Raw genomic sequence first — 13,536 nt, forward strand, 5'->3', positions numbered from 1 at the left:
ACGATGATCATGGTGCATGAACGAAAGCGGACGAAAGAAACCCGCCTTACGCCCCTCGGCAGATTGATGATATCACTGTTTTTCATCGCGCTGACGGCTGTTGCCGGCGCATTGATCGGATATAGTATTATCGGTCAGGGAGATCCAGTAGACGTATTTAAACCGGATACATGGATTCAATTGTATGACGTTGTGATGAACAGCTTATTCTAAAGAGGCAGGTGCAATAGTGGATATTCGTGAAATTAAAGAAACGATTCCGCACCGCTATCCGTTTTTACTCGTGGATCGAATAATTGAGGTAGAAGACGGCAAGCGTGCAGTTGGAATTAAAAATGTAACAGCGAACGAAGAATTTTTTAATGGCCATTTTCCAGACTATCCGGTGATGCCGGGTGTACTCATTGTTGAAGCGCTGGCTCAGGTAGGCGCAGTGGCCATGCTGAAGAAAGAAGAAAACAAAGGACGTTTAGCTTTTTTCGCCGGTATCGACAACTGCCGCTTTAAACGCCAGGTCGTTCCTGGCGATCAGCTGCGCCTTGAGGTCGAAATGACTCGCCTTCGCGGCTCCATCGGCAAAGCAAAAGCAACAGCCACCGTCGAAGGAGAGCTCGTCTGTGAGGCGGACTTAATGTTTGCGCTTGAATAGATACCGACAAAGCCCCGTATTCTAAAGGATACGGGGCTTTATACTGTTGAAAAAAGAATGTGTCAATGAAAAGCAGGTACCAATCCATTTTATTAAAGCAACCGTGCTTGCGCCAACTCTAGTTTGGGCGGCTTCTGCAGGACTTCGCGTTCGGAGGGGCGGGCGGTGAGCTAACTTTTGTCGCTTTGCTCCAAAAGTGGATCTCACCTTTCCCGCTGATCCCTCCCGAGTCTCCGTCCTGCGCCAGCCGCCCTGGTGGGGAGGAAAAGCAGATTGCAAAACTAAAAATGGAAATGGTTCTGAATGGAAAGAAAGGGATGAGAACTTTCTGATATTCACTATGTATGAAAAGCGGGCTTCCTTCTTGATGCCAAACGTTTTCAAGAATAGCCGCAAGTCATTCACTCCGTTTCTTTAAAACCACTACGGGCGGAGGGAGGCCGGCGTAGACTTCCGCGAAACTGGCGGGCAGGTGAGATCCGGCTTTGGCGCACCAGCGACAAAGACTAGCTCACCGCTTGCTTCGCAGAAAAGCGGAGCCGGCAGCCCGGAGCCCCTGAATGTGCTTTTTCAAGAAAAAGAAGAATCAAGGCTTTCAGATATTCAATTGCTCGGATATAATGGCTGCCCTCATTGTTCTACCCTCATTTCTTTCAATAAATAGGTCCTTTCCAACGTTTAAAGGATAAGAAAGGCGAAAAACAAGGACTTCCCACCCCTTTTAAAAAAGATCCGGTTATATTGTCCATATTCGGGAAAGAATACATCAAGTAAGTCATCAAAAATCGGATGAATGGAAAGGGGATTTTTCGTATGAATGCGAAATTACTAAAATTAGCGGGCGGTTCCGTTTTAACAGCAATGCTTTTAGCAGGTTGTGGAGGAGATGCTGAAGAAGAGCCGGTTGAAGATCCAGCAGTAGAAGAAGATGTGCAGGATGAAGAAGGCGATGAGGACATCATGATGGAAGAAAACGATGAAACAGAGGATACAAACACAGAAGATGACATGGACCCGGCAACCGATGAGAATACACCGGAAGAAGATGTGATTGAAGACGAGCAGGACATGGAAGACGCGGACAATCAGGACAACTAATAAACAGCGTTAGTAAAACACAACAAAAGCAACGGGCTTTCAGCAGCTCGTTGCTTTTTATTGACAAAATAATTTTGTCACTGGTTCGAAAGTGTGGTAGAGTATAAGAGTTATGATTTTTAAGGAGTCAATGAGGCTATTTCCAGGAGGTACCTATTGGCAATGTCAATATTAAATGGTTTATCACATGGTATGAAAATTAGTATTACCCGTTCGATTACAACGGCGTTTGAACAATATATGGCAGACATTCTTTGGGAAGAAGAAGCCTACAGCCCATCCGGGTTTATGAAGGAATGGCAGCGTTATATTCAGCAAAGTGCTTCGTGGTACAATGACGTTCCCGATGACGTGAAAAACGATCCGCAATTTCATGAAGAGCTGGCAAAGAAAATAAACCAGGTCGTTGAAAAAATCTTCTCAGAAGAACCGACAACCGAGCAAATCGAGACAATCAATGCGCTGCAGGAGCGTCTTGGTACGGATTATGATTTCTCATGTAAAGCAGAAGCGCGATTCTATATCGGCTTTTTGACTGAATACGAAAAAAAAAAGCGGAACAGCTGAGCCCGGCAGATGAGCGGGAGCTTGCGTTGGCTTCTCTTCTTTACACACAGGTCTACAATGCGGTCATGCCGAGGCAGCCGTACACAAAGCAGGACATTCACTATATCATACAGCTTCTTGAACAAACGATTCAAACGGGACAAGACGAGTTGCAGTCCCGTATTGTTCATTAAGAATGGATTATACAAAGACTGGCTTTTCAACGAATGAAAGGATGATCCTTTCAATTCGTTAGAGGAGCCGGTCTTTTCATTTTTTTTCTGATTGTGCCGGGACGTTAGGCCGTTTCCGGAGTACTCTGGCAAAGGTATCTAGCAGCTCGTCTCCTTCTAAGCCTTGTTCAACAAGAGAATGAAGAACCTGTTTGGCATATTTATTCCTCATTTGGCGAAGCTGAGCATCAAGCAGAACACTAACCCCTTTTTCAAGCGGCTGAAAAGATCGGATTGCTACGTCAAAAAGAGCAGGATCGTTGCCTCTGTGCGTAATCGCCACGCGGGCCTGTACCTGTTCTTTTCCTTCAAAAGGGCGAATGCTTTGTTCCTCTTTTTCGTCTAAAAATAATTCGATTAACCAGGACTGCTGTTCATCTTCCCGATTGATGATGAGCCCGTCTTGAATGGGAATGGGGAGCAGCTCTCCCTGCTTCTCTAAAAAAAATGCAGCGACTTTAAAGGTTTTCAAGCAACTCACATCCTTATCCTGAAAGCGATTTATTCAAAAAGTATAACAATAATTAAGCGAAAAATCATTTATTCTCCAAAGAAATCAAGAAAAGCAAGAGGAAGCGGTTCTTATTTCCCATTATGGAAAAGGAAATGGAAAAAAGCATGCGGCAACCGGAATTGTCTGATGAGCAAGTGGTGTTTATGATAAGGGTATTAAAGCGGAAGGAGGCGAGAAAGCTGATTAATCAAGTGACACTCATTGGAAATCTGACAAGGAATCCAGAAGTAAAACATACGGCGGATGGAACGCCGGTTTTACAAACGACGATCGCCGTAAACAGGCCCTATCGAAATGCAAAAGGTGAAACGGATACTGACTTTGTTTCCTGCACCATTTGGGGCCGATTAGCAGAAACGGCATCCAAATACAGCAGTAAGGGTTCATTGGTTGCGGTAGTAGGCATGATTCAAACCCGGAATTATAAAGATGCCAATGGGAAAACGGTATATGTCACGGAAGTACTTGTTCAAACGATTCGATTTTTAAATAAAAGACATCAACAAGTTGAGTCGAAACAGCCGCCTGAATCCATACAGACCGTGCCATTAATTTAGGGGTGAACAGTCAGATGACAGACCGAGTCGAGCGTGTCATTGAAGACATGATTTTTCAGCTGGGCAAAGCCAAAACAGTGATCTTCCAGCTTGAGCAGCGTATTGAGAAATTGGAACAGCAGCAAAAGAAATAAAAAGAAGCCAGTGTGGGAGCTGGCTTCTGTAAATCCCCGCATAGCCTCTTTCGGCGCCAGCCAACCGGCACGGTCATCAGTACCTCTAGACGGATGACCGTGTTTTTAAGAATCCAGCTTGAACAAGGCAGACAATTCCTGATCATCCATATTCGCAATAAAGGCACCGCTTTGAATAATTTCGCTGCTTGCGGCCTGCTTTGATTCAATCATCGCATCAATTTTTTCTTCAATCGTTCCGGTCGTAATGAATTTATGAACGTGGACAAATCTGTTCTGGCCGATCCGGTATGCCCGGTCTGTTGCCTGGTTTTCAACGGCAGGATTCCACCAGCGGTCGTAATGAATCACATGATTGGCTGCAGTCAAGTTCAATCCGGTGCCCCCTGCTTTTAAAGAAAGAAGGAAAAAAGGGAATTCTCCGTTTTGAAACTGCATAACGAGCCTGTCGCGCTCCTGCTTTGGCGTTGATCCATTTAAAAACGGAACGTTAATGCCGTATTCCTTTGATAACTCCTGCTGAATCATTTCCCCCATTCCAATGTACTGCGTGAAAATAAGACAGGCTTCATTTTGGTCGACAATATTATCTGCCAGCTCCATCAGCTTTTCCATTTTGGAAGCGCGTGTCCGAACATCGGCTGGATCGCTTTCTTTTAAATAAAGAGCCGGATGGCTGCACAGCTGCTTTAATTCGTTTAAAAGCCGGAGAATGAGCCCGCGCCGTTCAAAAGCAGACAGCTGGCCGATCTGTTCCATCGTTTCCCGAACCGTTTGCTCATATAATACGGCCTGTTCCTTGGAAAGTGGACAGTATTCCTTTTGCTCCACTTTATCAGGCAGCCCAAGTGCCGCTTCCGGATCATTTTTCGTCCGGCGCAGTAAAAACGGCCGGATTTTGGCTTGCAGCGCCGCCACACGCGAGACATCCCGGTCTTTTTCAATCGGCGCCATATACGTTTTTTGAAATTGAGCCAGTGAGCCGAGCCAGCCGTGATTCGTAAAATCGAATATCGACCACAGCTCAGACAGGCGGTTTTCCATCGGCGTACCTGTTAGAGCAATCGCATGACGGCTTTGCAGCTTCCGAACCGCACGGGATTGCTTCGTGCCCGAATTTTTAATGTTTTGTGCTTCATCTAAAGCGGCTGTACTCCATTCAATCGACTGAAGCGTTTCAAAGTCTGAATGAACGAGGCCGTAAGTCGTTAACACAACATCTGCATGAGAAATCTCCTTTAGAAAGGCGTCACCGCGCGGACGGGACTTTCCGTAATACAGCATCACAGATAAGTCGGGAGCGAACGATTCGAGCTCCCGCTGCCAGTTGCCAAGTACAGATGTCGGGCAAATAATAAGCGCGGGGGTTTCCGGACGCTCCTTTTTTTCGACGTGAAGCAAATACGAAATGAGCTGGACGGTTTTTCCAAGCCCCATGTCGTCCGCCAGACAAGCACCGAAGCCGCATTCCCGTAAAAATAGAAGCCAGCTCATGCCTGCCTGCTGATAAGGGCGCAGCTGCCCGTTCAACTTTTCAGGAGGCGGAAGCAGCGGGATATCCGCACCGCTTTTCAGCCGGTCAATCATTGACTGCAGCGACTTGTTCAGCCGGATGTGCACTCTCGCCGCATCGTCCGGATCAGCGAATTCCTGGTTCAGTACATCGACAACCGTCATGCCGTCCTGCTTGGCTTTTTCCATTAAGGCTTTAATCTTCACAATAACGTCGGGGTCCAAGTGTACCCAGCGGCCGTTGGACTTCACGAGACGCGCACCGGAACCGGCAAGAGCTAAAAATTCCTCCTCGGTCATTTCCGAGCCGCCAAGCGCCACTTTAAAATCAAATTCTAAAATGGCATTCATGCCCACAAAAGAAGGTCCGCGGCGGTCCTTTACGTCAGCGGCAACGGAGACGGCTGCTGACCGAACGGATTCCCACCACGGCGGAAGAAGAACGGGAATGCCTAAAGCGGTGAGCTTTTCACCACGGTCGGTTAAAAATGCAATCGCTTCTTCTTCGGATAAGGACCGCTTTAATTCGCCCTCCTGATCCAGCTCTGGAAACAGCCGGAGCCAGCGGCGCATTTCTTCCTCAGCCCCTGGTAAAAAAGGGTCGGCGCTTTTCGGCAGTTTTTTTGAGAAATCGAATATTTTTTCAGAGGGCTTATTGCGCAGCAAAATCGGTTCAAGCGACCACATGTCATCCTCTGCCTGTGGTTCACTTAAGCGAAGCCCCGGTTCATATGCAGCTTGTTCTGATTCGTTCAAGAACTGCTGCAGACGTGCTGCGTCAAAGTAGCGGTTTAATTCCTCTGTGCTAAGTCCCGCGCCAATGGAATCCATCATTACAGCCATGTTCGGGTGAGCTTCTGCGGCGAGCAATGGAAAGATGCGGCGGGCAAAGGACAGACGGCTCTCGCCGAAAATATCCTCCTGCCAAAAAGACTCAGCAAATTCTTCGTACACTTCTTCAGGCAAAGGCCAGAGAATACCCTGTTCTTCAAACAAGGGCATCGCATTAAAAACTGCTTCAAACAAAATAGGGGCAGCGGCAAGGCTGAAGTGACCCGCCTCATCCCATTCAAATTTCGCAAAACGATTAAAGTGTTCTGCTTTAAACAGGGAAGCCCATTCAAAGGCAGTGAGCTGAACGGCCGGACCGCCATTTTTTTCGGTTTTAAAAAGCTTCGTGCCGTAAAAGCTTTCGGCATGGCTGCCGAAAAGCAGACGCGTCCACGAATCAAAAGGCAATGGTGCCCCGTCCGCATCCATTGCCTGCAAATAAAAGGCTTCCTCCTCGAAGCCCGTAATCAGGTGAATCGTATCCAAATTAATCATGAAGCAGCCCGCCTTTTTTGCATTCTTCCTGAAACGCTCTGAGACGTTTTGTTTCCCCAAGCGTCCATTCGAGCCAGCGGTCAAATTCGTCTGCCCGCTTTTCTTTTTTGTAAATCGTTCGCATCCGCTTCATATAACGGACGGCTTTTCGATAAGAAGACCGATTGCGTTCGGCAATAAAAGCATGAATGCCCCGGTGAAGCAGTGGCAACGAAAGTGCCGGTGCTTCTTTAATAACACTTTTTAAGCCAGCCCGGTCAAGGTCGGTTAAGTCTGCATCTATGAGTATTTGCAAATCAACCCATTCGGCGTAGTCGCCGCGTCCGATTAAAAAGTAGCTGAGGGACACATAGCTGAACGGCAAGAGAGAGGTGTACAAATCCTTTATAAGAAGTGGCGCCCGTTCGTCCACTTCTTCCTCATCGACGAGGCGGATCACCTGACGTACAAACAAACGGCGGCTGTATTCATTTTCAATCGTCATAATGCCATCGTACGCAAGAGCAGCCGCTGCCTTTAGAAGATAGATAAAACGGCTGGATCGTTTGGCTTCCTGAAGCCAGTGAAGAAAATAAGGAAAGATCTCGGCCGTTCCACTTGCTGCTTCCTCTACGAACCGGTCCATGTTCCCTAATAAATACAGCTGGTGCAAATAAGCAACATGCTGGACGGTGCTTCTTCCGGTGCCTGACGAAAATCGGTCCATTTCCTCCTGGCGCCATTCCGTTTTAATAAAAAGGGCATCCCATAGAAGACGGTACAAATCAAGACGGGCTGACGGAAAGCGGTCGAATGGAAAAGCAAGCAGCCGCCCGGTATCCGCCCGCAGGCGGCTAATGTACGACTCAAATGCAAAAGGGATTGTAATGCCTGACATTTTCGCCGCGTCATACGCCTCATCCGCAAAATAAAACAGCACATCATACGCAGCCCGTTCGCCTGCTTCAGCTGAAAGCTCGGTTTCATCCATCAGCTCGGCTAAAGCCGAGAAGGAATAAAAAGCAGCAAACAAGCGAAATAAAAGAGCCCATTCGCGGTCGGCGGGTGCCTTTTTGAGAACAGCGCGATAAAGCTCTTTTGCCGCATACTCTGTCTGATACGGCACTTCTTCAATTTGTTCAGCTGAGAGGCGGCTTCTGAAAGAAGATAGGATAAATTCTTTCCATTCGTCTGCCGATTGGCCAATGGAAGGAGCGGCTTTTAAATCGGAAGCCCTCATAACACCTGGAATTGAAAATAAATCCGCCCGCTCCAAAGAAGTTGAATCAGTAATCAGCGATTTCGCCTTCGTCAAAATAGATGGCACCCTTTCGATACTATAAGATTTCTTCATTATAGCATGAAACAACCCTGTTCATGCAACAAAAAAGAACATTAGTTCTATTATTTCTTGAGAATGACAACTGTTACAGGAAAATTACATTTTTAGGGGGAATCTAGTGAAATAGCGGCTTCTTCGATAAATATTAAAAAAGGGAGGTTTTTAGATTACATTTTCTGTGCTAGACTGTCCTAAGTGGTAAATATTACGAAAGGAGACAAAATGGTGAAAAGAAGTTTTTTCTTTGTCGTATTGGCGTTTATTTTGACAGTTCCTCTATTAGGTTTCGGACAGAGTGCCAGCGCAGCAGGCTTCGTTGATGTTCCGTACCGGGCATCAAAAGAAGTAAATTATTTGGCGGAAGGAGGGATTGCCAACGGATCGTCAGCGACTATTTTTGGCGCGGATAAAACAGTCACACGGGCTGAAGCAGCGGCTTTTATCGGACGTGCGCTCGGGCTGGATGGCACAAAACGTGAAACCAAATTTGTCGACGTAGGTTCTGGCAATTTCGCTTCTGGCTACATACAGTCTGCAGTGGAAGGCGGCATTCTTTCGGGATATGATGGCGGACGGTTCTTACCATATAAAGAAGTATCACGCGGTGAAATGGCTGTTATGCTATCGAAGGCATTTGGCTATTCATTTGGCGGTACCCTTTCCGGTGCAGCAAACGCATTAACATCGCGCGGAATCGCGAGCGGTGTTGCAGACGGGTCATTTGGATCCTCTCAAATGATCAAGCGAGCAGATTTTGCTATTTTCCTTGCACGTGCGATCGCGCCGACATTCCGGACGATCCAGACAGATGAATTTAAAACAACGATGTGGAGCAACACAGGCGATTTGAATGTTCGCTCTGGCCCATCTACAGCATACGCTTCAAAAGGAAAGGTTGCCAAGGATGCACGTGTATCCGCGGCGCACAAAGTCGGAAACTGGACATATATCCGTTCCGGCACAACGGTTGGTTTTGTGAATTCCTACTATTTACGCAGCACCGAAACATCGAGCGCCACAAAGCCTCCTGTTTCAACAGCTGACCCGCGTCTTACAAGCCAGACGATCATTCTTGATCCAGGACATGGCGGATCGGATCCAGGGGCAATCGGGTTTGGACTGCAGGAAAAAGACGTTGTACTTAAAACAGGTTTGAAAGTGAACAACCTGCTTAAGCAAACGCCTTTTAATGTAAAAATGACCCGCTCTACCGATGTATATTTAACATTAGCAAACCGAGCTGCTTTTGCGAGCCGCAATAACGGCAACGTGTTTGTCAGCATTCATGCCAATGCCGCTTCTGCGAGCGCAACAGGTACGGAAACATTTTATTCGGCTGCCGCAAACAGCCAAAATGCAGCAGACAGCAAGCTTTTAGCGACGAAAATTCAAGAACGCATGATTGCAGCATGGGACTTGAGAGACCGTGGCGTTAAAGAGGCTGGCTACTACGTGCTAAAAAACAACACGGTGCCTTCTGCATTGCTCGAGCTCGGCTTTATCACCAATAAAGGCGACAATGACAAGCTGAAGTCAGATTACTGGCTGAATTCGATGTCAAAAGCAATCTACTACGGTATTTTGGACTATTATAATGCAAAAGGCTACGATGTAAACTCGCTTTATAATGTCGCAAAATAGGTAAATAATAAATAGAATATTCGACACATGCCGTGTACAATAAAGAGGGGATCCCAACAGGGCCTCTCTTTATTTTTTTTAATTTTTTCAGCTTAGAAGAAAGAGGTGACCGACATGAATACTTACAAACTCGTTCCATTGCTTTTTACAGCTTCTTTTCTATTCTTCTATACCCCTGCATCGTCAGAAGCAAACACTTCGGATGGCAGACAGGCGGTAATTATGTTTGAAGAAGAGGTCAATCGTGCACTAATTGAACAATATTCCCAGTCAACCGATTACATATTTGAAGAAATTCCAGCGGCATCAATCACGGTGACGGATGCGCAGAAAAAAGCGCTTCAAATGTCTCCGGAGGTCAAATCGATCACATATGATATGCCAGTTACCTCTTCAGCCCAGACGATTTCTTACGGCTATGAGAAAGTAGGAATGAAAAATCTGGTTCCATCCACTCTAACAGGCACGGGTGTGAAAATCGGCATTTTAGATTCAGGTGTCGATTCACGCCATCCAGACTTGCAAAAAAGAGTCGCGGGGGGCACCTGCTTGATGACCATTGTTGACCCGGCAGGATGTCCGGATTCCTACAATGACGATTCAGGACACGGGACGCATGTAGCAGGCATTATTGCGGCGAATAACAATACATTCGGCACAGTCGGAGTCGCGCCATCCGCCAGCTTGTATGCAATTAAAGTGCTGGATGAAAACGGCAGAGGCTCAACCAGCACACTGATTGCCGGTGTTGAGTGGGCGATGCGTCAAAAGGTCGATATCTTAAATATCAGTATTACGGCACCAATCTATGAGACTTCCCTAGAAGAAATTATGAAAAAAGCATACAATGCAGGCATTCTCATTGTTGGAGCAGCGGGCAACACAGGACCGCCCGTATCCGGAAGCTCATCTTCTGTTGAATACCCGGCGAAATTCGACAGTGTGATCGCGGTGTCCTCGATCGATCAGTATGATAAAATCGACCCGCTTTCATCGCTGGGAAAAGAAGTGGAGCTGGCCGCACCGGGTGTGAAAATTTACAGCACGTATCCGGATTCTGACTATACAACGTCAAGCGGGACCTCCATGGCGGCGCCTTACGTGTCCGGCCTTGCAGCACTGTATAAAGAGAAGTATCCGGAAATGACAAATGTCCAAATTCGGGCGCTTCTGCAGAAAAATGCAAAGGACTTGGGGGCAGCCGGACGCGATACGTATTTTGGCTACGGCCTCGTTCAAGTGGACAAAAACCCGATCAATCATGGCATCGAGCTGCCATACACGACTGACAGCAAAGGCATGCTCACGGTTGATACAAGTGACTTGACTGCCCGCTTTGGTGCGTATAATGTCTACCGCGGGGATAACCTGATCGGTAAAAACGAAACAGCCGATGAATGGATTGATTACGCATCCGCTGGCACGGTTACGTACTATTTTCATCCAGTCGTAAACGGGGTGGAGGATGAAGTCACGTTCACAACCTTAAAAGCAGCTGTAGCCGCTCCGTCGATCAGCGACCTCCGTTCAAGCAAGTGGTATGACCGGTACGTGACGTATTTGCACAGAGAAGACATCATGACAGGCTTCAATGACGGAACGATCCGTCCTGAATCAAATATTACACGCGGAGAAGCAGCGATTTTGATCGGAAAATCACTGGGCTTAAACGGCACGAAACGTCAGACACAGTTTAAAGACGTGACAGCAAACGTAAGCTCCTCCGGTTACATTCAAAGCCTTGCGGAGGCAGGAATCACAAGCGGCTTTGGAGACAGTACATTCCGGCCCTCACAGCTTGTAACACGGGCGGAAATGGCTATTTTAATTTCAAAAGCGTACAAAGTCCAAACGGCTTCATCAAGCTCTTTAACAGATATTACAGCTGCTATTACAGGGTATGAATACATTAATGGAATCGCGGCCGCAGGCATCGCCGGCGGGTATGAGGACGGTACATTCAGACCACAGACACACATGAACCGCGCCCAGTTCGCGACGTTCCTGGCTCGAGCACTAAATGAGCAGTTAAGATAAAAAAAGACGCCTGCCGGCAAAAGTCGGCAGGCGTTTTCATGCTGTTGAAAAAAGATTATGTCAATGAATAGCAGGTGACAACTTCTCTTTTTTGAAGCCTCTGTGCTTGCGCCAACACAGTATGGGCGGCTTCTGCAGGACTTCGCGTTCGGAGGGGCGGGCGGTGAGCTAACTTTTGTCGCTATGCTTCAAAAGTGGATCTCCCCTGACCCGCTGATCCCTCCCGAGTCTTCGTCCTGCGCCAGCCGCCCTGGTGGGGAGGAAAAGCAAATAGTAAAACCAAAAATAGGGATTGTTCTGATTGGAAAGAAAGAGACAAGAACCCTCTGTTTTTCCCCATGTAGGAAAATCAGGCTTTCTTCTTGATGTCACACGTTTTCAAGAATAGCCGTCAGTCATTCACTCCGTTCCTTTAGAACCACTACGGGCGGAGGGATGCCGGCGCAGACTTCCGCGAAACTGGCGGGCAGGTGAGATCCGGCTTTGGCGCGCCAGCGACAAAGACTAGCTCACCGCCTGCTTCGCAGAAAAGCGGAGCCGGCAGCCCGGAGCCCCTGAATGTTCTTTTCTAGAAAAGACAAAGGCCTTTATTTTGCTCATAAAAAAGACCTCTGTAATCCCTTGACACGTTTGTTTTTCAACACTATGAAAAAACCTGCCGGCAACAGTCGACAGGTTTTTTGATAAATCATAATATATTTAATTTTCAGTTTAATTTCAGTTTCGTGTCAACTATTTGTAGCCCGCTCAAATTTAGCTCAAATATTCCCAGTATCATCTAATGTATTCTAAAATTTGGTTTAAAATCATTCAAAACCCTTTGTTACCAGTGTCATGAAAGTGTAGCTTACTGTAATAGAAACGTAACGTAATTTTAGGTTTATCTTTGCTACAATTACTCTCAGAGAGATTAAAAGAGAGCGAAAGAGAAACTGGGAGGTTTATAGTGAACAGTTGTAAAAAAGCAATAACGGCTTTTATCGCCGCAGTCATGCTTTTGACTCTGTCCCCGCTGACATCGTTTAAAACGGAAGCGGCGTCTGTCGGAGAATCGATCGTGACTTACGGTAAGAAATTTATGGGTGTCCCTTACGTCTTTGGTGGAACAACACCACGAGGATTTGATTGTTCCGGATTTACACAATATATTTATAAAAATGCTGCCGGGTTGTCACTGCCAAGAACAGCAGAACAGCAGTACAAAGTAGGTACTTCAGTTTCAAAAAGTGATTTACAGCCAGGCGACCTGATCTTTTACGCAAATACATATAAAGCAGGCATTTCACACGTTGGTGTATACGCAGGCGGCAATATGGTATTGAACGCAACGTCAAGTCAAGGCATCGCACTTGTTTCAATGAACAACTCATACTGGGGTCCGAAATACGCAGGAGCAAAACGCGTGATCAAGGAAGAAGTAAAACCAGACTGGTTCACAGATGTAGTAAAATCAGAAACAACATACTCCGCTATTAAAGCATTGACAGATAAAGAAGTAATCAATGGATTCGAAGATTATACATTTCGTCCGGACGCAAAAGTAACGCGCGGCCAGGCAGCGGCGATCATGAACCGTGTTCTTGGCTTGAAGCCGGAAGTGATGAGCCACTTTAAAGATGTACCGAAGTCTTACCGTTTCGCTTATGATATTGCAGCGATTCGTGAAGCAGGCATCATCAACGGATTTGATGACAAAACATTCCGTCCAGAAGAAGAAATGACGCGTAACGAGATGGCTTCGATCATCCAGCGTGCATTTGAGCTGAAAATGTCTCAAACAGCAGCAGCGAGCATCGGCTATTCTGACATTCGTGCAGACCACTGGGCATACGAAGGTGTCGTGACAATGGCATCGATTGATAAAACTGGCCTCTTCAAAGGCGAGAAGTTCTACGGAACACACAACGCAACACGCGAAGCATTCACAGTAGCAATCTACAATGCAATGAACGCTCAATAATAGTAAGA

12 protein-coding genes are annotated in these 13,536 nt (G+C 46.7%); 9 read left to right on the plus strand and 3 right to left on the minus strand.

All coding sequences use genetic code 11. The annotated features are described in order from the left end of the window. Positions 1–3: 3 nt before the first annotated feature. From BW952_RS04350 to BW952_RS19315, 5 genes are all read left to right on the plus strand, one after another. Entirely contained in the window at positions 4–213 is a 210-nt protein-coding gene (locus tag BW952_RS04350; RefSeq protein WP_045851820.1) for a DNA-directed RNA polymerase subunit beta, read from the plus strand. Positions 214–226: 13 nt separating this feature from the next. Beyond that, on the plus strand, positions 227–649 hold the full coding sequence (gene fabZ / locus BW952_RS04355) for a 3-hydroxyacyl-ACP dehydratase FabZ (protein ID WP_045851819.1): 423 nt from the start codon (positions 227–229) through the stop codon (positions 647–649). Between the two features lie 813 nt (positions 650–1,462). Next, positions 1,463–1,747 carry a hypothetical protein gene (locus BW952_RS04365; protein ID WP_045852494.1) on the plus strand — a complete coding sequence of 95 codons (285 nt, stop codon included), beginning with the start codon at positions 1,463–1,465 and terminating at the stop codon, positions 1,745–1,747. A gap of 162 nt (positions 1,748–1,909) precedes the next feature. After that, on the plus strand, positions 1,910–2,314 hold the full coding sequence (locus tag BW952_RS04370; protein ID WP_045852499.1) for a hypothetical protein: 405 nt from the start codon (positions 1,910–1,912) through the stop codon (positions 2,312–2,314). A gap of 26 nt (positions 2,315–2,340) precedes the next feature. Beyond that, positions 2,341–2,487 carry a hypothetical protein gene (locus BW952_RS19315; protein ID WP_156149436.1) on the plus strand — a complete coding sequence of 49 codons (147 nt, stop codon included), beginning with the start codon at positions 2,341–2,343 and terminating at the stop codon, positions 2,485–2,487. A gap of 76 nt (positions 2,488–2,563) precedes the next feature. On the opposite strand, the gene BW952_RS04375 is transcribed toward BW952_RS19315, so the two are convergent. Continuing rightward, the gene (locus BW952_RS04375) at positions 2,564–2,998 is read right to left on the minus strand and encodes a YwpF family protein (protein WP_052698558.1); all 435 of its coding nucleotides are present in this window, start codon (positions 2,996–2,998) and stop codon (positions 2,564–2,566) included. A gap of 122 nt (positions 2,999–3,120) precedes the next feature. On the opposite strand from BW952_RS04375, the gene BW952_RS04380 reads away from it, so the two are divergent. Beyond that, complete coding sequence (locus BW952_RS04380; RefSeq protein WP_331428878.1) at positions 3,121–3,597, plus strand: single-stranded DNA-binding protein; 477 nt, start codon at positions 3,121–3,123, stop codon at positions 3,595–3,597. A 239-nt stretch (positions 3,598–3,836) separates the two neighbouring features. On the opposite strand, the gene BW952_RS04385 is transcribed toward BW952_RS04380, so the two are convergent. Beyond that, entirely contained in the window at positions 3,837–6,569 is a 2,733-nt protein-coding gene (locus BW952_RS04385; RefSeq protein ID WP_045852495.1) for a DEAD/DEAH box helicase, read from the minus strand. Continuing rightward, the gene (locus BW952_RS04390; protein ID WP_045852496.1) at positions 6,562–7,863 is read right to left on the minus strand and encodes a hypothetical protein; all 1,302 of its coding nucleotides are present in this window, start codon (positions 7,861–7,863) and stop codon (positions 6,562–6,564) included. The genes BW952_RS04385 and BW952_RS04390 overlap by 8 nt, the downstream gene beginning before the upstream one ends. A gap of 249 nt (positions 7,864–8,112) precedes the next feature. Here BW952_RS04390 and BW952_RS04395 point away from each other — a divergent pair, with 249 nt between their 5' ends. The 3 genes from BW952_RS04395 to BW952_RS04410 all read left to right on the plus strand — a co-directional run bounded on the left by BW952_RS04395 (position 8,113) and on the right by BW952_RS04410 (position 13,528). Then, a complete protein-coding gene (locus BW952_RS04395) occupies positions 8,113–9,531 on the plus strand; it encodes an N-acetylmuramoyl-L-alanine amidase (RefSeq protein ID WP_045852497.1) in 1,419 nt (472 codons plus the stop codon). Positions 9,532–9,645: 114 nt separating this feature from the next. Next, the gene (locus BW952_RS04400) at positions 9,646–11,568 is read left to right on the plus strand and encodes a S8 family peptidase (protein ID WP_045852498.1); all 1,923 of its coding nucleotides are present in this window, start codon (positions 9,646–9,648) and stop codon (positions 11,566–11,568) included. Positions 11,569–12,514: 946 nt separating this feature from the next. Next, on the plus strand, positions 12,515–13,528 hold the full coding sequence (locus BW952_RS04410) for a C40 family peptidase (protein WP_052698340.1): 1,014 nt from the start codon (positions 12,515–12,517) through the stop codon (positions 13,526–13,528). Positions 13,529–13,536 lie beyond the last annotated feature (8 nt).

The organism is Domibacillus enclensis, from assembly GCF_900156125.1.
GTDB classification, from domain to species: Bacteria; Bacillota; Bacilli; order Bacillales; family Domibacillaceae; genus Domibacillus; species Domibacillus enclensis.